The following is a 20,092-nucleotide window of genomic DNA, read 5'->3' as shown; positions in this document are numbered from 1 at the left end:
GAAATTTATATGGATTATTTATCTTATTCAAAAAAATATCTTATGGATACTTACGGTCAGCTTCCTATAGTATTCACACATGGAAAAGGCTGTAATCTCTATGATACTGAAAACAATGAATACCTGGACTTTACATCTGGAATTGGAGTTTCATCACTTGGTTATGGAAATGAAGACTGGGTCAAGGCTGTAACAGATCAGGTCAGGACTCTGGCCCACACTTCAAATATATTCTTGAACATACCCTCTTTGACATTGGCTAAAAAACTTACTGAAGCCTGTGGCATGAGCAAAGTATTTTTCTGCAATTCGGGAGCTGAAGCCAATGAATGTGCCATAAAGCTCGCAAGAAAATACAGCTACCTGAAATATGGCAGCGGGCGTGAAACTATAATAACTCTCAATAAGAGTTTTCACGGCAGAACCTTGACTACCCTGAAGGCTACCGGTCAGGAAAAATTCCACAAATATTTCGGACCTTTTCCTGACGGTTTCAAATATGTAGATGCAAATATAAACTCTCTAAAAGAAACCATTGATACCTCCGTCTGCGCCATAATGCTGGAAGCTATACAAGGTGAAGGTGGAGTAAATCCCCTCTCCTCTGACTTTATAAACAAGGTCTTTGAAATAAGCAGGGAAAAAGATATATTGGTTATATTCGATGAAGTTCAGTGCGGCATGGGCAGAACAGGTAAAATATTCGGCTATAAAAATTATAATGTAGAACCGGATATAGTTTCCACAGCAAAAGGTCTTGCAGGTGGTCTTCCAATTGGTGCAGTACTCTGCAATGAAAAATTGGAAAATACTTTTGTACCTGGTGACCATGGCTCAACTTTTGGAGGTAATCTAGTAAGTACTGCCGGTGCAAACTGTGTAGTTGACAAACTTACAAGTTCCGGATTTTTAGATGAAGTATCACAGAAAGGTCTTTTTATAAAACAATTTTTTGAAAAGTCCAATTCCAAAAACATCGTGGAAGTCAGAGGAATAGGTCTTATGGTAGGAATACAGATAATCTCGGATAAAGCCTCCGAAGTTCAAAAGAAAGTTCTTGAAAAGGGTCTTCTCGTGTTAACAGCCGGTCCCAACGTAATAAGACTGCTCCCGCCGCTTGTTATATCAAAGGATGAGCTTGAATTTGGCTTGAACATACTGCTGGATACAATAAATTCCATATGTGATTAAAAAATGAGCCTAGGCTCATTTTTTATATTTTTACGGAAAGTATTGATTTATTATCATTAATATCTTATAATAGTTTATATCAAATAATATTAATTATTCGCTAGTATTATTTGAATTAAATGAAGATAGGATTTTCCATACATCCTATTTTGTTCACACTACCCCCCTATATATTGTTTTTCGTTAGTTATAACGAAATAAGGATATAGATTGAACCCTATATCCTTATTTTTGTATCCATATACAAAATCAATTGAAAAGTTCCGTCCCCTCAATAGCTTTTTGGACAAGTGTATCAATTTCAAGCACACCTTCCGCCTTCCTTATTTCATCAACTCTAGGTTTGGTCTTTGGATGTTTAGGTACAAATATGGTACAGCAGTCTTCATATGGTAATATAGAAATATCATAAGTACCTATTTCCCTTGCAATATCCATTATATCAATCTTGTCCATTGCTATAAGCGGTCTGAAAACCGGTCTGTCTGCCACATCATTGCTGACTATCAGTCCATCCATGGTCTGACTTGCCACCTGACCGATACTTTCTCCTGTAGTTACAGAATCCACATCATATTTTTCGGCAAGACTGCATGCTATTCTCATCATAAATCTTCTCATTATGATTGTAAGCTCATCTTCCCTGCATTTCTCAATAATCTCCATCTGTATATCCGTAAATGGAACAACATACAGATTCACACTGCCAGTATATTCCTTTAACACATTGGACAGATCCTTTACCTTTTCCTTTGCCCTTTCACTTGTATATGGATGACTGTGGAAATATACACAATTAAGTTTGACTCCTCTTCTTGCCATCATATAACCTGCAACAGGAGAATCAATTCCTCCTGAGAGCATAAGCATTGTACTTCCATTTGTTCCATACGGCATACCGCCTTCAGCCTTTATTCTCTCTGAATATACATAGGCATTGTCTCTTATCTCTATGTTCACGAAAAAATCAGGACTTTTAACATCAACTGAAAGTCCTTCCGAATTTTCCAGTATGTATGCTCCTACTTCCCTGCTCACTTCCATGGAAGTCATCGGGAACTTTTTGTCAGCCCTCTTGGTAACAACCTTAAATGTATTTCCCCTGCATTTAAGTGCACTTGAAAGTGCCATTTTCTCTATGCTTTCCATATCAGGATCAATTTCATAGGCTATACATATCTCGGATATGCCAAATACTTTTTTCAATCTTTTTATAGCTTCTTCCAGATTGCTGCATTCTATAAACCATCTTCCCTGATCTTTTACAAAATAGTATTCAATACCTCCCATGACATTTTTTATATTGTCTGCAAGTTTCTTTTCAAACTTTCCCTTGTTTAATCCCTTCAAAAAAATTTCCGGTGCATATTTGACCAGCAGCAGTTTTCTCATATCTTGATTCTCCTTAAAAACTTCAAAGATTTATAAAGTGCATCCATCGTATAGTCAACTTCCTCTTTTGTATTAAACTCACTAAAGCTGAACCTTATTGCCCCTCTTGCTTCTTCATTCTCCATCCCAAGCGCCCCAAGTACATGACTGTTTCCGCTTTTTTTAGCCGAACATGCAGAACCTGTAGAAACAAATATATTATTGTCCTCAAGCATATGCAGCAGTACCTCTCCTTTGACTCCCATAAAAGATACATTCAAAACATATGGTGAGTAAAAATCACCTTCACTGTTTATCTTTACATCAGGCAACTTTTTCAATTCACTTATAAAATAATCTTTTAGTCCAGTTACCTCATTAAAATTATTTTCATATTTTCCATATATTATTTCTGCCGCCCTTGCCAGTCCGGCAATAGCCGACAGATTCTCCGTTCCTGATCTAAAGTTTTTTTCCTGCCCTCCCCCATATATGAGAGGCCTCGGCCTGAGTCCATTTCTTACATATGCAATTCCAATTCCCCTGGGTCCGTGTATCTTATGCCCGCTTATGGACAGCAAATCAATATTTGACTTTTTTACATCTATTTTATACTTTCCATATGCCTGAACTGCATCTACGTGAAACTTCACTCTGCTGCTTTTACCTTTTATTGCATTTCCTATTTTTTCTATATCCTGTATGATTCCGGTTTCGTTGTTGGTATGCATTACACTTACAATTACCGTATCCTTGTTTATATTATCCAGCAGTTCCTCAATATCTATTTTTCCATACTTGTCTACGCCCAAATATGTTACTCTAACCCCACAATTTTGGAGATATTTGCATGTGTTTAAAATACTTGGATGCTCTATCTCAGTTGTTATGATATGATTCCCTCTGTTTGCAAAACCCCTAATCAAAAAATTATTGCTCTCACTCCCGCCAGAAGTAAATATTATTTCATCTCTGCTGCAATTCAATGTACCTGCTATTATATTCCTGCATTCATTTATCTTGTGTTCAGCTTGTATTCCAAGTGAATATGCAGAAGACGGATTCCCATAGTAATTTTTCATGATATATGACATAATTTCTATAACTTCATTATATGGTCTGGTGGTGGCACTATTGTCAAAATAAACTTCCAAAATTATTCACTCCTCATGTAATTAAACCTAATTATAGTTTTATACTAGAATATAATATCACAACTGCAATACCATAACAAAATCTATTTAATAAAATAAACAATATGTGCAATACTAAGGTATAGCAGCAAATTCATAAAAGGAGATCTTCAAAATGAAACTCAAAAACATTATATCCTATGCTATAATTGTGACACTCACTTTAATGATACTATTTTCTCCACAAAAAGTTACTGCAAAATATGAAAATAGAACTTCTCAAAATTTAATATATCTAACATTTGATGATGGCCCAAGTGATGATGTCACAAATGAAATACTTGATATTTTAAAATCTCAAAACGTAAAAGCTACCTTTTTCGTAATAGGTTATAAATTGGATGGGAGAGAGACTATTTTAAAAAGAATGAAAAATGAAGGACATAGTATTGGATTGCATACTTTTACGCACGATTACGCTAAAATATACAAAAACTCCGACTCATTTATAAATGAAATGAATGAAAGTGCAAAATCCATAAAAAATATTTTGGGTTTTTCTCCAAGAATAATAAGATTTCCCTCTGGAAGCAAAGGACATATGGATGAAGACCTTTTTAATAAATTGCATTGTCTTGGATACAAAATATTTGACTGGAACATATGCCTGTCAGATGGACTTGACCACAATACACCAGTAAATAAACTCTATAATCAAGGCACTGAAAAATGCATAAATCCCAATAGAGTATTTTTACTGGCTCACTGCAGTGGTAATAATCAAAACACATGTAATGCACTTCCAAAAATAATTGAACACTATAAATCACTGGGCTATAAATTCATGCCTATTACTGAAAATACCCCGGAATATCATTTCAGGGTATCGAAATAAGTTTATTGCTGACCAAATCATATTCATAAACCTTGCCAGTGGATTTATCAACATAATACCATCCGGTTGTAGCCCCGTGATCTTCCATACTGTCAAAGGCATGTACGACATAGTATTCTACATTATCTTTTGTTTCAATATGGTCAAAGGTAAAGCTGGCATTTGGTTCATCGCTTTTCACACGATTTCTAACCAGTTTTACTGCATTATCTCCGGTAATTGCTGCAGTTGAATTGCCATTGCTCCTCTCACCTTTACCTGAATGATTGTCCTTTTGAAGCTTTTGAGCTTTAGGAGCAGTTTTCTCTTCTGAAGTCTTTGTAATATTTTTACTATTATTATCCTTAATGCCAATATCATTTTTACTTGAATTATTCCTATAATTATTATAATACATTACACCAGCCAATAATATTACAATAAAGATAGTTATACTGGCAATCAATCTTTTTTTATTCCTACTCACAAAGGCTCATCTCCTTGTTCAAAGATCCCAATTTAAATTATTTTAGTCTTCATAAAGATATTTTCTTGTGATAGGGATTTCATTGTTCAATCCATTTGTAAATACAAATTGATGGATATCTATTACTCCATAGTGAAAAGAAGCTGCACAGGCATTCAAATACAAATCCCACATTCTTATAAATCTTTCATCCTTTATTTTTCTTATTTCATCCAGATTGTTTTCAAAATTCTCCGCCCAGCATTTAAGTGTCAAATAATAGTGAAGTCTTAAACTTTCAGCATCTATGAGATGAAGATCATTATCTGCCATTAAACTTACAAGTTCCCTTATAGAAGGTATATATCCTCCAGGGAAAATATACTTTTTTATCCACTGATTTGGTTCTGATTCCGTCTGAGCTGTAATACAATGCAAAAGCGAAATTCCGCCTTCCACAAGCATTGCTTTTACCGCTTCCATGTAGGAAGGCAAATTTTTTCTTCCCACATGTTCAATCATACCTACGCTTACTATTCTGTCAAATTTATCTGTTTTTCCTGTAATTTCTCTATAATCTGCAAGTTTAACATCTACTATTCCTTCAAGATTATTTTCTTTTATTCTGTCTTTTACCTTTCTATACTGTTCTTCACTTAAAGTTATTCCAAGTGCTTTAACACCATACTGTTTTGCAGCGGACAATATAAGCTCGCCCCACCCGCATCCTATATCCAGAAGTCTCTGACCTTTTTTCAAATTTAATTTTTTAAGTATATGCTGAACCTTATTGATCTGGGCCTGGTATAGAGAATCATTTTCATTCTTAAAATAGGCACAGGAATAGGTCATTGTCTTATCCAGCCATATGCTGTAAAAATCATTTCCAACATCATAATGATACTGTATATCTTCTTTACTTCTTTTAAGCGTATTGGGAATTACCTTGTATAATTTTGAAAACATACCTGCATTGTTCAGAAAGCTTCCCCTGTTTTTGTAAACTGATTCAAGTATTTCTCTAATATTCCCCTTAAAATCAAGCCTATTGTCCATATATCCTTCTCCAAGAGTCATAAAGGGATCTCCTAAAAGTTCCTTCTTGGGGATCTTTTCATTAAATATTATTGTAAACTTTTCCTGACCTTCACCAAAGTTTTCTTCAGTGCCATCCCAGTATTTGACTTTAACCGTATCTGAAAATAAATTCTTCAGAAACTTTGAAAAAAATATTCTATCTAAATCCATAAATTCATCTTTTCCTTTCATTATGATTTTATTAACAATCCAATAATATTTTTTATATAAATAAAGAATTAGACTTGAATCTAATCCTAATCAAATATAAAAATAAAACTTCAGCATATCCGAATAATAATGGTGCAGGTGAAGGGAGTCGAACCCCCACGCCGTAAAGCGCTAGATCCTAAGTCTAGTGCGTCTGCCAATTCCGCCACACCTGCATATATAGTTAGTTTGAAAGATACTGGTGGCTCACCGGGGAATCGAACCCCGGACAACATGATTAAAAGTCATGTGCTCTACCAACTGAGCTAGTGAACCATCTTTGGCTGGGATGGCAGGATTCGGACCTACGAATGATGGAGTCAAAGTCCATTGCCTTACCACTTGGCTACACCCCAAAAAAATTCATATATTTCACATTTATAGATTTTACTCCAGAGAATTGATAAAGTCAATAGATTTTTATACGTGAAAAACAGCTGATAAGCTCAATATAAAAGTTCAACAAAATGTCCAGAATCTATTCAATGTATAATTAATTAGTCCTGTAATGATAGTGGATATAAACTGAGCCGCCGTTTTATTTAAACTAAAGTTATTCACTAGAACAAATAATAGTATGCTGCTGAGCATAAGGGATATAATATTTACGCTTATAAATTTTGCAAACAGAAATCCAATTTTCCCATTGGATTTAAATACCCATTTTCTATCTAATACAAATCCATTTATAACCCCCAAAAAATATCCTGCAATGTTTGCCGCTATATAGTGAATTCCAAAATTAATAAGTATATTGTATGCTACTAATGTTATAATTGTATTTATGATTCCCGAAATAACATATTTTATAAATTGCGTCCTCTTAATGAATATATCTACAAACATTTTAATCACCCTAACATTTTATATTATATTACTAATTCTAATAATTATTTCTTAATAAAGCCCTAAATATTTGTTAATTTTTTGCACTATATAAGGAGGAGTTCAGGTGATACGCTACAGTACAATAGATAAAAAAAACCAAAGAGAAATCGTACTTTTAAAATCCTCTCCCTGCATATGGGGGAAATGTTCATTCTGTGACTATATAAATGACAACGATAAAGATATTACAAAAGATATTTCTTTGAATAAATCCGTTTTAAAAAAAGTCACAGGTAAATACGGGGTCCTTGAAATTATAAACTCCGGCAGCTGTTTTGAAATTCCAAAGCCAACTTTAGAGGATATAAAGTCACTGATCTCATATAAAAAAATAAATAAGCTATTTTTTGAAAGCCACTGGCTATATAGACACCGACTTCATGAAATGAAGGATTTTTTTGAAATACCAATTATATTCAAGTGTGGGATTGAAACCTTTGACAGCAATTTCAGAAACAAAGTCTTAAATAAAAATGCCATATTTTCAAATCCATTGGAAGTTTCCCGTTATTTCAAATCCATCTGCCTTCTAGTTGGAATACAGGGACAAACAAAAGATATGATAAAGCAGGATATTGAATATTTACTTAAATATTTTGAATATGGATGCATAAATATATTTGTAGAAAATTCTACAAATATAAAAAGGGATGAAAATTTAATAGAATGGTTCCACGGATACTTTCACTTTTTAGAAAAAGAAAAAAACATAGAAATATTGTGGAACAATACAGATTTTGGAGTAGGGAGCACAAAGTAACTTGTTAAACGGGTTTTAAAACATCTTTAAAACCCGTAATTTTATATATCAGTTTAAATCACCTTTATCACACAATATGCCTTCAATATCTTCTGCAGGCATTGGCTTTCCAAAATAATAGCCTTGAATTTTATTGCATTTCTTCATCTTCAGCAGTATAAACTGATCTTTAAATTCTACTCCCTCGGCTATGACGTCAAGCTTCATTCTATGGGCAAGATTTATTATCTGTTCCGTTATTATACTTTCATATGAGTCTTCACATATCCCATCTATGAAGGTTTTATCGATTTTAATGGTATTTATAGGTATACTCTTTAAATAATTTAAGGAAGAATATCCACTTCCAAAATCATCTAGTGCAATTCTTATATTCATGCCTTTCAACCTATTTATTACCCTAATATTCTCTTCCAGAGACTCCATAGCAACACTCTCGGTTATTTCAATCTCAATGGATTCCGGATCAACTCCAGTTTCCTCAAGTGTTTTCTCAACCATATCAATAAAATTACTATTTTTAAGCTGAACTGTTGAAACATTTACAGATATAAAATCAAAATCATATCCTTCACTTTTCCACAGTACATTCTGAATACAGGCTTCTCTGAAAACCCACTCTCCTATGGGAACTATAAGTCCTGTTTCTTCCGCCAGTCCTATAAATTGATCAGGTCTTATCCAACCCAGCCTGGAACTATTCCATCTAATCAATGCTTCAAAACTTACAACTTTATTACTTGTTACATCCACCTGAGGCTGATAATACAATAGAAATTCTCCATTTTTTATTGCCTTCCTGATTTCTTTCTCCATTTCACTTTTTCTCAGAATTTCATCATACATGGATTTTTCAAATACTCTATAGGAATTTTTTCCACTTAACTTGGCTTTGTTTAATGCTATATCCGCACTTCTTATCAAACCCATTGCATTATTACTGCCATCTGGATATATACTTATACCTATACTTACCGACGTGAGTACTTCAGTCCCATCCAGGTTCCATAAACCACTCAGGATACTAAGCAATTCCTGAACTTCCCTATCAAGGTCCTCTAAATCTACTTCCAATTTAAAAACAAGGAACTCATTGCCATACTTTCTTGCAACTATTGCATTTTTATTGTATATCTCTTTTATAATACTTCCAATCTTCTTCAAAAGCCTATCCCCGTATTTGTATCCAAATATATCATTTATATTTTTGAAATTATCCAAATCTATGTGAAATAATGCAAATTTATTATCAGGATTAAGTAATATATATTTTTCAATTCTTTCCTTTAAATAATTCCAGTTTGGCAAATTGGTAAGTTCATCATAATATGCTTTTCTCTTTACACTATTGTATTCTTCCATGAATTTTTCTGTATTTTTGTGCAGCTTACCGTAAACTCTATCATAATTAACTTCATCTGCAGGTGTGATTTCTTTTACAATATTCACCATGTTATAGAGAAATTTTATCATTTCCATAATTTTTTCATTCTCAAATAATGGTATATTATGTATGCAGTTCAGCACTTTCTCTTTTTCCAGCTTTGATATAATTATTTCATCGTTAAGATATTTCATATCAGGTGTCTTATAAAATATTGGTGTAGTAAAAATGAGACATTCCAGTTCAGCTTCAATATATACCGGTATACCTACATACATAAGGCCGCTCTTACTCTTGAACAACCCATATTTATTATGATTTTTGATTTGATCAATTATATTTTTATCATAATTACTGAACCTAAAATTAGCAAGTAAATTTTTATTTGAAAATACACTCAAATTTTTTCCATTGTATCTTATCAAACACATTATACCTGTTAATTTATAAAAACTCCTAATCAGAGCTTTAAGCTCAGATAAACTTATAACTTTTGAAAATCCTAGCTTCATATTTTACACCAACTATCATCTATTTTATATTTTATTTCAATTTTTAAAGTTCTTAAATTTTGTTAAAATCCTTTACAAATTTTACAGGGACTTATGAATCCTATATCCAATATTTATAATTAATTCCATATTTGCTACAGAATTTACCTTCCCAGGAATAATTTATCTCTTATGGCGCACAATTAAGATATCGAACTATTATTTTCTTTTATTTTACCATAAATAAATTATATAAAATAGACTTTATTTATTATATTATTACAATGGAATTTTACTGTAATTCATTATAAGATTTATATCCATTTACTGACTCTGCACTTTTAATCGCCATTATTATTGCTTTTTCAACAACTTTCGCAGCAAGAAATCCAACCACACTCATATCAGCTTCTACATTTCCTGTAGACATAGTAAAAATAGTATCTCCGTCAAACATTGAATGAGCCGGTCTCATGGTTCTGGCATATCCATCATGGGCCATTGAAGCCACCTTGTTCATTTCTGATTTTGTAAATCTTCCATTGGTTGCCACAACACCTATAGTTGTATTCCCACTGAATAAATTTTTCTTTTCAGAATATTGCCCAAGCATAATTTTTTCGCTGTCCGCAAAGCATCTACCATTTTTTTTCAGCGCACCAGCTATTATATTGCCTGTATGCGGATCTACTATATCACCAAGACAGTTAACTGCAACTGCCGCACCGACTTTCAAATTTCCTGCCTGGACAGCAAAAGTTCCAAGTCCACCTTTCATTGAATGCTCTGGTCCCAGTATCTTGCCTATAGTAGCTCCCGTTCCGGCTCCTACATTTCCATTTTCACATATATTGAGTTCAGAGCTCCTACATGCATTGTATCCCATAACTTTATCAGGTCTTATTTTATAGTCTCCTATATTCAGATCAAACAATACCGCGCTGCACACTATGGGAACTTTTGTAACCTTTACATCAAACCCTACATCCTTCTCTTCAAGATACTGCATCACACCACTTGCGGCATCAAGTCCAAAAGCACTTCCCCCTGAAAGAACAACTGCATGAATTTTATCAACAAAATTTACGGGATTCAGAAGATCAGTTTCACGTGTACCAGGCGAGCCTCCCCTTACATCTACCCCAGCGGTTGCACCATTTTCACATATTACAACAGTGCATCCAGTCTGTCCCTTCAAGCTTTGAGCATTTCCTATTCTTATTCCATCTATACTTGTAAAAGAAATTTCATTCATAAATTACACCCCTTTAACCAGCTCAAATTCAAAAGCCCCAAGCATATGTACTCAGGACTTCATTTATCATTTATATTATTTATGTCTCATTTTATTTACAGCCCCTACAACAGCTACTGTAATAACAACAGATAGCGCCGCTTCTGGGATTCCATTTATTACTCCCACCGTAAGTATTCCTTTTTTTGCAGCAGGTATGCTCAAGTTCAATGCTTTTGCATAAGGAGCCAGATATATGATAAAAATAGCACCCAAAACTCCAATAGTATTAGTAAGAGATCCTGCCAAAGCAGCAATTGCTGTTGGAATAAACTTGTTGTTTATTCTTATAGCAGAATAGATGTAATAGGATATTATTCCTATAAGCACCCTTGGCAGTACCGATACCAGTGGATTTATAAATGCAAATGAAACTACCGTTGGCGCCGTAATCGATTGTATAATACTGAATATACCAAATATAAGTCCTACAAATCCACCCACCAATGGTCCTTCCAGAATCGCTCCTATTATAACAGGTATATGCATTATAGTTGCATTTACAGGTGGAATTGGTATAAACCCGAGCCTCGTTACACCAAGAACAATTGAAATTGCCGACAACATGCCTATTATAGCCAACTGTCTTACACTGATCTTTGACCAAGTTCTTATTTGTCTTTCCATAATTTTTTCCGCTGTCATTCCCATAAGGATATAAATGCGGAATCCTCCTTTTATAAAATTTAGTTCAGTTTTAAATCAAATACTGACAATTTTATTTTATCACATAATATTATTTTTTCAATATAATATTGTTTTAAATTTAACAATATGTTATCTTTCTATAGGGAATCCTTCTCTAAAGTATTTCTCCGGGTACAGCAGATCTATTACGGCATCTCTGCTGCAAGTCCCGTTTTTCATGAATACATCAGGTATACCCTCCAGCGATACTCTTATATTCTCCACGCTGAATACGTCACATATGCTCTTTATACATCTAGCAGTGGATGTGCCGGCTTTCCTATTTATATAATCTGTTATTTTTACTCCTTCCAACCACTTGCAGTTTTCGTCATACTCAGAGTCATAGTTTACGACAGTACATTTCAGTTTTTTCTTGTCATTTCCCGATATCGAAGACATAAAAAAGGTTTTTACCATTATGTCATCCATAGGGAGACTGTACCCCGCAAACACTATGTGCTTTGCATTTTTCATAAGCAGTCCCATCTCGGTTTTTATCTCACATAGCGGCGTTATACTATCCTTACCTGCCAGTGTCTGCATTATAATAGGCATATCATAAGGATAAGTTATCTGTCCACAATATGGGCACTCTATCGCTCCCCTTTTATATCTCTTTTCTTTTTCCGTCTTATATTCCCATGCTATTTGCAATTCGTGTATCAGGGAAGGTCCAAAAATTTCTGTTGACAATCTATTAAAATTATCGGAAAAATTTATTATGGATTTACCACATTCTGGACAAATCCTTGAACCAAACATACCATGTGGAAACAATATTTTCCCCATTCGCAGCACTCTTGAAGGATATTTGTAGTCATTGACTATCCTGCATTTGGACTCATCTGGCGTATACCATATTTCGGAATCATTGTTTTCTCTTGCAGAAGAGGCTATCTGGATTCCAAAATCACTTGATAATTTTAGATTCAAATTATCCTGTAATTTTATTTCTTTTTTATTCTCCTCTCTTTGTGCATTATACAAATTCCAGAGCAGGGTTGGATCCCAATTGAAGGATATTACTCCATAGGAATACATATAAAATCTTCTTGTATTCCTCTTATAGCCTCTTCTATCAAATTCTTTTCCCTCCTCCACCATGAGTTTGGACAGCACTTTTGAGAATTCATAATATGGCTCAATTTTTTCTCTGTCAAAACATCCCTGCTCATTTTGTACGCTAATTCTTTCGAGTTCTTCAATAAGCAGCATAAGGCATCTTCTTGCAGATTTTATTCTTTCGACCCTCAAAAACTCTGTCTTATTGTCAACAAATGCATTAAAGCCCATGTTATTTCCTATGAGTTGGTCAATCATTGTAAAAAGTTCATTCATGCTAAATCCTGGATTTGTATTCAATATGACTGCCAATGCCTCCAAATCATATATTTCAGAAAGTTTTTTATTATATACAAGTTCTTCCGTCACTAATTTTTTAAAGGCCTTCTGTAATCTTCCATCTTTATCTCCTAAAAAGGAGAAATCGTTATTTATAATTTTAAAAATTATTTTCATTAACCCATTTGTGGTATGAAGTCCCAAATATTTTGTAGCTCCTGCTCCCCATAGTATTATGGTTTCCGGCCAATATTTTTCTGGCATTTATAATTTTACCTCCAGTTCATACTTATATGAAAGAAAAAACCGGATGACACTACAGCCATCCAGTTTTCTTTCAGCATTACTTTAAAGTATTTTCATAAGCCTCTATCATCTTTTTAACCATCTGTCCGCCTATAGATCCGGCTTCTCGAGATGTTATATCTCCATTATAGCCATCTTTTAAAGTAACACCGACTTCCCTTGCAGCCTCCGTCTTAAATCTATCCAGACCTGCCTTTGCTTCTGGAACTAATACTTTGTTTCCTGTTCGTGCCATAATTAATTCCTCCTTTAATTCGACAGATTTTAAATTTAAGTTTTACTAATTGTTGTATATAGAGTTTGTGCACTTTTAAGATTTATAAACTATAAAATTATATGAATTTAAGTAAATTATTAGATTTATAATCATTTTTTAATAATTATGATTATGCCTGTTTTATTGCACCTCTTTTTACAGCAACATTTATAATATTAAACAGACAAACTGCTACTATGGTATTTACAAGTGCTGCCGGTAAAACTACAGACAGGAAAAACATAATAAAACTTCCGTTCAATCCTACTGTAAACAATACAACAGTTAGGAAAGCAGATCCACTCACTATCGTTCCTAATGCAGTAATAATTATAACTTTCACCTGGTCGTTTATTCTATCTCTAAGCGGCTTCAAAATTGCAAACATTACATTTACTGTAATAAACTTGTCTATTACATTGGCAAATTGTCCACCCGGGAAAGTAGTAGTTGCTGCAGCTAAAATTCCTGCTACAATACCTGCAGCAAGACATGTCTTGTATTCTCTGTTAAATATAATTATTATAAACAACATTGCAAGTGAAATATCAGGCTTCATTCCAAACAGAATTGGCGGTACAATTTGATGCAGTATAGCACCTATGGCAAGTAATATAGAATTTATAATCATCTTTTTCAAATTCATGATAACACTCTCCTTCAAACTACAAATATAATTCTCACTAAATTAAAAATATACTAACTATTGCAAATAAAATTATTTCTTTTATACTTTCATAGCATAATGAACACCACCTGTAAATTTTTGCAAATAAAAAAGCCGCCCCTACAAATAGGACGGATTATCCGCGGTACCACCTAAGTTATGCTTTAAAGGCATCTCTCAATCAGACACTAACATGTCTTCTCCATTATAACGTATGGCTTACGGTAACTACTACTCTCTTCAGATTTCGTTTTACTCCTCTAGGGTCCATTCACTATATGCTATCGTATTTAGATTCCACCATTCTAAACTCTCTTGAACTAAGTCATATAACTACTCTTCCCTGTCAAAGGATTGTTTACATGATATCACTTAAATTGTAGGTTGTCAATATAAAATCATGGATTTGCTGTTAAAACTTTTTCATGAGCAGTCAACATTTCCCTATAGCAGTAGTTTATTATATCACTTCTCTTTATAATTCCTATAAATATCTCATTGTCGTCCAACACAGGAACAAAGTTCTGGTTTTCTGCAAGAGATATAAGATCTTTCATATCTGAATTTATATGAACCGGCCTGTTGTTTATATTTCTCTCTATATTTTTCAATAAAACTCTATCAGTATTTTCAAACGTAAGATGAGGAGAATTTTTCAATTTCCAGAGAAGATCACCTTCTGTAATCGTTCCCTTGTACTTTCCAAATTTGTCTACAAGAGGAATAGCTGTGTACCTATATGTCTCCATTTTTTTTAATATGTGCATCATGGTAGAATCCGGACTCTCATAAACTACATCTTTCTTAGGTGTAAGAAAAAATGCTATATTCATAATATCATCCTCTCTATATTCATATTTTTATTATTGTTTACACCTTAAGGAATAACAAGAATAAACAGTAAATTTTAATATAACCCTTAAAATTAGGGAAGCATATACTTCCCTAATTCAAGAGTTCTAAACCTAATATTACAACATGAAGTTTTCGTTATCTAGAACATTCAGCCTCAACATGCATTAACTTCTTTAATACGTCTTCTATATTACTCTCCAGCTTATCATCTATTTCCGTATCACCTTGAGATACAGAATTAACTGCAATTTTTAATCCTTTTGTAATATTGCTTATTTCGTCCAGTGTCAGTAATATGAGTATGTTCTCCTTCATAATTAACAGCCCCCTTTACCTAACCTAATAAATTTTAATAATAGAAACATATTAATTTACAATAAATGACAAGTGTCTAGTCTGTCTTCACTTGTCATTTACATTACTTATCATAAATCAATATTATATTTTCAAAATGCTGCTAAAGTCTTGCTATAAAATCATAATATTCTTCAAGCATATATTTCGTGTATTTCTTTCTTCCCATCAGTCTAAATATTACGTCTGAACTCTTATAACCTTCTTTATATAATTTATATTCTCTGAGAAGCCTTTTTAACATACCTTTATTTATCTCCAGTAATTTTACCAATTCATCTAGAGTATAGAACTCCTTACATAATATATTTTCAAGTTTATCTTGCATTTCAAGCTTGTACTCTAAATCAACCTTCCTATTTTTGTGAGGTCCCGTCTTTCCCCTATGATGTTCTGGACAAAGGTATTTGAAATTTAACGGAAAATCAACTCCGCCTTGACTTCTATAAACTATGTGATGTTTATCAGCTAGTTTACCACAAATCTCGCATTTCAGCAATAGGTCGCCTCCTAATTTTTTAAATTATATAGAGATATCTTAAAGATTCATTGATTTATTTCTATTATAACATAGGTTCAAGCTAATTTCACTTATAATTATCACATTTTAGGATCACAATATATATGTTTTACAAAATATTAATTATTACTTAATACATGTTAAAATTTTATGCAGTTTCTTTAATTCTATTTTATTATAATTATCCTAAATTTATGAAAAGATGATATAATAAACTTCAATAAACTTCATTCTGGAGGTAATACAGATGAAATACGGTCTATTTGCAATTATGCTAATAAATATACTGGTATCAGTTGTGGTAATTGTACTTGAAAGGAAAAATCCCGAAAAGACAATTGCCTGGCTTGCAGTTCTCATAGTTCTACCACTTGTAGGATTAATAGCTTACATATTCTTAGGGAGGAACTGGAAAAGGCACAAACTGCATGATGAAACAAATATAAATATAGAAAAGCTCATAGATGAAGCAATAAAGCGTGTAAAAGACGATACCTACAGACCCCTGATTGAATTACTGTCCAGAAATAGCGAATCCCCACTATTTGTAAACAATAATGTGAAAATATTTAAGAACGGAATGGAAAAGTTTGAATATTTAAAGGAAGAACTTTTAAAAGCAAAACATCATATCCACATGGAATATTACATTATCAAAAATGATACTATAGGCAGGAAAATCAAAAAAATTCTAATAAAGAAAAGCTGTGAGGGTATAGATGTAAGACTCATACTTGACAGGGTAGGATGTATAAAATTAGGAGAAAAGTACATAAACGACCTGAAAAAAGCCGGTGTAGATGTAGTTCAATACTCGTATTTTTTAGCTCCTATTTTAAAAAACATAAATACCCAGATAAATTATAGAAACCACCGAAAAATCGTGGTTATTGACGGATATGTTGGCTTTGTCGGCGGCATCAACATAGGCGATGAATACCTTGGTAAAAGCAGATTCGGATATTGGAGAGACACACACCTCATGGTAAAAGGGGATTTTACCTACGGTCTTCAAGCCGTTTTTATAGATGATTTTGCAACTATAAAAGCTGCAAACAGAGAATACTTTTTTTACGACGGAAACTTCGAAGAGTTTTTTCCACCTATTTCCTCTGTAAAAAATCAAGGCGGCAAACTTATGCAGCTTGTAAAAAGCGGACCTGATTCTGAATTCCCGGCTATTGAACAAGCAGTACTTAAAATGATAAGTATGGCCGAAAATCATATTTATATAACAACCCCCTACTTCATCCCTACTGAAAGCATATTGAATGCTTTAAAAGTTGCCTCATTGAGCGGAATAGATGTACGCATAGTATTTCCTGGAAAGTACGATCATGTACTTGTCTACTATGCTTCCAGAACATATCTTGAAGATCTAATAAAAAATGGAGTAAAAATTTATTTCTATGACAGCAAATCCTTTATTCATGCCAAAACGACCAGTATAGACGGGAAATTATGCACCATAGGTACTGCAAACATGGATATTCGCAGCTACGAATTGAACTATGAAATAAATGCCGTAATTTATGATGAGGAATCTACAGAGGAGCTGGAAAACCTGTTTTTTCAAGATATCATGAACAGTAAAAAGGTGACAGAAGATTATTTTAATACCCTGCCACCTCTAGTAAGGGGTTTTGAAGCCTTTTGCAAAATATTTTCATCTCTGCTTTAATGCAGTGACATCCTATTTTCTGACTTCTTCAATATAACCTTTTCTATATGCAATCAGAAGCCTCTCTAAATCTGAAACCTGTTTTTTTAATTCCCTTCCTATATCCGAATCTGCAACTCGCTTTCTATTTACAACATGTTCCAGTATCCTGGTTGACGATATTATATCTTTATCATTTTGTACTGCATCTTTAATTGAAGTAAATGGTTCATGGGAAGTCAACATGAATCCATATGAATTATAAATCAAGGTATAGCCTGCTATACCTGTTTGAGGCTGGTACGCTTTACAAAACCCGCCGTCAATTACAAGAAGTTTTCCATTTGCCTTGATCGCACTTTCACCATCTTTTGTTTTTACAGGTATATGTCCATTTATAATATGGGAATGCTCAGGTGAAAGTCCAAATTCTTCAAGTATGTTTTTGCAGACATCCTCATTGTCTCTATATTTGTAATAAAAAATTTTTTCTTCATGATGTGTAGTTTTATCATCTATGAAATATCTTTCAAAGGTGGTCATTTTTTCTTTTCCAAAAAGAGGTGAATCCTCTCCACACCACATATACCACATCATGTCCATATTAATTTTTTTTATACTACCTTCTTCAAAATATGCATTTCTTACAATTTCATCACACTTGTCTAAAAAACTTTTCCCACTGCAGCAAACTCCACCTATATTGACTTTTTTAAAGCTTCCGTCCCTGTTTAAAGGTATACACCCGTGATACATTACATTTGAATTATATACAAGATACATACTTCCCTTTTTATATAAGAATCTTATATGCCTCTGTAATTTTTCACTATTCACAAATGAGCGTGTAAGTTTTTTTATAAGACATGCCTCTCTATCCGTCAATTTATATGGGTCTTTCCAATCTACAGTAGGAAAGTTTGTATCATTTATTTCATAAATTTTGCCATCTACTTCCACCTGCTTATTTTTTATGTCTATTTTATCAAGCAGCAGCCTGTTTTTCATATTGAATTCAGGATGATTTTTTATTATATTACCTTCAAGCTTAAACTGTATAATAGTTATGGCCTTGTGCATTCTGGCAAACAAAATCATATCCTTACTGTTTATACTCTTGTCCAAAGTCCTTGGTATAAAGTCTTTGCATGGATCGTCTCCATAAAACTCCATTGAAAATGTAGCAAGAGGCAGTATGTTTATACCATATCCTTCTTCAATTGTATTGAGATTTGCATATCTTAACGATATCCTCAGTACATTTGCCACACATGCCTGACATCCACAAGCAGCCCCCATCCACAGTACATCGTGGTTTCCCCACTGTACATCAACAGAATGATGACGCATAAGTGCATCCATTATTATCTCGGCTCCAGGTCCCCTATCATATATATCACCTACAATATGGAGCCTATCCACTACAAGATCCCGTATTACTTTTGAAATAGCTATAATAAACTGATCTGCCCTTTGTATATTTATTATAGTTCTTATTATCTCACTGTAATAAGCTTTTTTATCTATTTTATCCCCTTGTTCATGAAGAAGCTCCTCTATTATATATGCAAAATCTCCGGGAAGCGCCTTTCTGACTTTCGAGCGTGTATACTTGGAACATACATTTTTACATAATTGTATAAGTTTATACAATGTTTTAGAATACCATTCGTCCGAATTTTCCCCTTTATCTTTAATGATCCGAAGTTTTTCTTCAGGATAGTATATAATGGTTGCCAGCTCAGATTTCTGTCTGACTGTAAGTGTATCTAAAAAAACATCATCTATCTTTCTCTTTATTACCCCCGAAGCATTTCTGAGCACATGTGTAAATGATTCGTATTCACCATGTATGTCACTTATGAAGTGTTCCGTCGCTTTTGGTAAATTCAATATTGCCTGAAGATTTATAATTTCCGTACTTGCACTGGATATTGTAGGATATTCTTTGGAAAGAAGTTTTAAATACCTTAAATCTTTTTCAATCAAATCACTATTCAAACTATTAATCATCATGCCATTTCTCCCCACATAATTGATTTAATAAACTTATCTAATAATAATGTTATACTAAATTAATTATAATATATTTTTAAAGTATTGTATACTATATTTTTATATTTAGTATATCACAATTCTTTTATTGATATAGTTGAATCAAAATATTATAAAAAAATATACCCATTGAATAAAAAATCAACAGGCATAGTCAAATATTTAATTATAAGATTGTGGGCGATTAACTTCTCTACGAGACTATTATACAATATTTTTAAATCTGTATCAACATGTTTTTTAGTTATT

The 20,092-nt window shown here is 33.2% G+C and carries 19 protein-coding genes, 3 tRNA genes and 1 other annotated feature; of the genes, 4 read left to right on the top strand and 18 right to left on the bottom strand.

Annotation, left to right across the window (positions count from 1 at the left end):
- Positions 1 to 9: 9 nt before the first annotated feature.
- Positions 10 to 1,191 carry an aspartate aminotransferase family protein gene (locus LKE46_RS02395; RefSeq protein WP_291718089.1) on the top strand — a complete coding sequence of 394 codons (1,182 nt, stop codon included), beginning with the start codon at positions 10 to 12 and terminating at the stop codon, positions 1,189 to 1,191.
- A 249-nt stretch (positions 1,192 to 1,440) separates the two neighbouring features.
- Here the strand turns inward: LKE46_RS02395 and thiI are convergent, their stop codons facing one another.
- On the bottom strand, positions 1,441 to 2,583 hold the full coding sequence (gene thiI, locus LKE46_RS02390) for a tRNA uracil 4-sulfurtransferase ThiI (RefSeq protein ID WP_291718087.1): 1,143 nt from the start codon (positions 2,581 to 2,583) through the stop codon (positions 1,441 to 1,443).
- Positions 2,580 to 3,716 carry a cysteine desulfurase family protein gene (locus LKE46_RS02385; protein ID WP_291718085.1) on the bottom strand — a complete coding sequence of 379 codons (1,137 nt, stop codon included), beginning with the start codon at positions 3,714 to 3,716 and terminating at the stop codon, positions 2,580 to 2,582. Before LKE46_RS02385 ends, thiI begins: the two co-directional genes overlap by 4 nt.
- Before the next feature lie 154 nt (positions 3,717 to 3,870).
- Between LKE46_RS02385 and LKE46_RS02380 the strand changes: the two genes are divergently transcribed.
- Positions 3,871 to 4,590 carry a polysaccharide deacetylase family protein gene (locus LKE46_RS02380; RefSeq protein WP_291718083.1) on the top strand — a complete coding sequence of 240 codons (720 nt, stop codon included), beginning with the start codon at positions 3,871 to 3,873 and terminating at the stop codon, positions 4,588 to 4,590.
- Here the strand turns inward: LKE46_RS02380 and LKE46_RS02375 are convergent.
- The 6 genes from LKE46_RS02375 to LKE46_RS02350 all read right to left on the bottom strand — a co-directional run bounded on the left by LKE46_RS02375 (position 4,574) and on the right by LKE46_RS02350 (position 7,168).
- Positions 4,574 to 5,056, bottom strand: a complete 483-nt coding sequence (locus tag LKE46_RS02375; RefSeq protein WP_291718081.1) for a hypothetical protein — start codon at positions 5,054 to 5,056, stop codon at positions 4,574 to 4,576. The genes LKE46_RS02380 and LKE46_RS02375 overlap by 17 nt on opposite strands.
- A gap of 42 nt (positions 5,057 to 5,098) precedes the next feature.
- A complete protein-coding gene (locus tag LKE46_RS02370; protein ID WP_291718079.1) occupies positions 5,099 to 6,283 on the bottom strand; it encodes an SAM-dependent methyltransferase in 1,185 nt (394 codons plus the stop codon).
- Positions 6,284 to 6,413: 130 nt separating this feature from the next.
- Positions 6,414 to 6,498: transfer RNA gene (locus tag LKE46_RS02365), tRNA-Leu, on the bottom strand.
- Positions 6,499 to 6,522: 24 nt separating this feature from the next.
- Positions 6,523 to 6,598: transfer RNA gene (locus tag LKE46_RS02360), tRNA-Lys, on the bottom strand.
- A 5-nt stretch (positions 6,599 to 6,603) separates the two neighbouring features.
- Positions 6,604 to 6,678 (bottom strand) — tRNA-Gln (locus tag LKE46_RS02355).
- A 103-nt stretch (positions 6,679 to 6,781) separates the two neighbouring features.
- A complete protein-coding gene (locus LKE46_RS02350) occupies positions 6,782 to 7,168 on the bottom strand; it encodes a GtrA family protein (protein WP_291718077.1) in 387 nt (128 codons plus the stop codon).
- 106 nt (positions 7,169 to 7,274) lie between these two features.
- Between LKE46_RS02350 and LKE46_RS02345 the strand changes: the two genes are divergently transcribed.
- Positions 7,275 to 7,970, top strand: a complete 696-nt coding sequence (locus LKE46_RS02345; protein ID WP_291718075.1) for a radical SAM protein — start codon at positions 7,275 to 7,277, stop codon at positions 7,968 to 7,970.
- 48 nt (positions 7,971 to 8,018) lie between these two features.
- Here the strand turns inward: LKE46_RS02345 and LKE46_RS02340 are convergent, their stop codons facing one another.
- The 9 genes from LKE46_RS02340 to LKE46_RS02300 form a co-directional block, all read right to left on the bottom strand.
- A complete protein-coding gene (locus LKE46_RS02340; RefSeq protein ID WP_291718073.1) occupies positions 8,019 to 9,866 on the bottom strand; it encodes an EAL domain-containing protein in 1,848 nt (615 codons plus the stop codon).
- A 271-nt stretch (positions 9,867 to 10,137) separates the two neighbouring features.
- Positions 10,138 to 11,100 carry a P1 family peptidase gene (locus LKE46_RS02335; protein WP_291718071.1) on the bottom strand — a complete coding sequence of 321 codons (963 nt, stop codon included), beginning with the start codon at positions 11,098 to 11,100 and terminating at the stop codon, positions 10,138 to 10,140.
- Between the two features lie 75 nt (positions 11,101 to 11,175).
- Positions 11,176 to 11,766, bottom strand: coding sequence for an ECF transporter S component (locus tag LKE46_RS02330; RefSeq protein WP_291725524.1), 591 nt, complete (start codon positions 11,764 to 11,766; stop codon positions 11,176 to 11,178).
- A gap of 150 nt (positions 11,767 to 11,916) precedes the next feature.
- The gene (locus tag LKE46_RS02325; RefSeq protein ID WP_291718069.1) at positions 11,917 to 13,434 is read right to left on the bottom strand and encodes a hypothetical protein; all 1,518 of its coding nucleotides are present in this window, start codon (positions 13,432 to 13,434) and stop codon (positions 11,917 to 11,919) included.
- Between the two features lie 79 nt (positions 13,435 to 13,513).
- Positions 13,514 to 13,711, bottom strand: coding sequence for an alpha/beta-type small acid-soluble spore protein (locus tag LKE46_RS02320; protein WP_291718066.1), 198 nt, complete (start codon positions 13,709 to 13,711; stop codon positions 13,514 to 13,516).
- Between the two features lie 151 nt (positions 13,712 to 13,862).
- Positions 13,863 to 14,378: a tryptophan transporter gene (locus tag LKE46_RS02315; protein WP_291718064.1), complete on the bottom strand. Its 516-nt coding sequence runs from the start codon at positions 14,376 to 14,378 to the stop codon at positions 13,863 to 13,865.
- Positions 14,379 to 14,523: 145 nt separating this feature from the next.
- Positions 14,524 to 14,758, bottom strand: a binding site (T-box leader).
- A 39-nt stretch (positions 14,759 to 14,797) separates the two neighbouring features.
- Complete coding sequence (locus LKE46_RS02310) at positions 14,798 to 15,232, bottom strand: CBS domain-containing protein (protein ID WP_291718062.1); 435 nt, start codon at positions 15,230 to 15,232, stop codon at positions 14,798 to 14,800.
- Between the two features lie 157 nt (positions 15,233 to 15,389).
- Positions 15,390 to 15,569, bottom strand: a complete 180-nt coding sequence (locus LKE46_RS02305) for a hypothetical protein (RefSeq protein ID WP_291718061.1) — start codon at positions 15,567 to 15,569, stop codon at positions 15,390 to 15,392.
- 142 nt (positions 15,570 to 15,711) lie between these two features.
- Complete coding sequence (locus LKE46_RS02300; RefSeq protein ID WP_291718059.1) at positions 15,712 to 16,107, bottom strand: HNH endonuclease; 396 nt, start codon at positions 16,105 to 16,107, stop codon at positions 15,712 to 15,714.
- A 268-nt stretch (positions 16,108 to 16,375) separates the two neighbouring features.
- Between LKE46_RS02300 and cls the strand changes: the two genes are divergently transcribed.
- Positions 16,376 to 17,809: a cardiolipin synthase gene (gene cls, locus LKE46_RS02295; protein WP_291718057.1), complete on the top strand. Its 1,434-nt coding sequence runs from the start codon at positions 16,376 to 16,378 to the stop codon at positions 17,807 to 17,809.
- Positions 17,810 to 17,821: 12 nt separating this feature from the next.
- Here the strand turns inward: cls and LKE46_RS02290 are convergent, their stop codons facing one another.
- Positions 17,822 to 19,804 (bottom strand): fructose-1,6-bisphosphatase, encoded by a 1,983-nt coding sequence (locus tag LKE46_RS02290; protein WP_291718055.1) that lies wholly within the window; start codon positions 19,802 to 19,804, stop codon positions 17,822 to 17,824.
- Positions 19,805 to 20,092: the final 288 nt, after the last annotated feature.

This window comes from Clostridium sp. (assembly GCF_022482905.1).
Classification (GTDB): Bacteria; Bacillota; Clostridia; order Clostridiales; family Clostridiaceae; genus Clostridium_B.
This window is presented reverse-complemented; position numbering and strand designations above follow the sequence as displayed.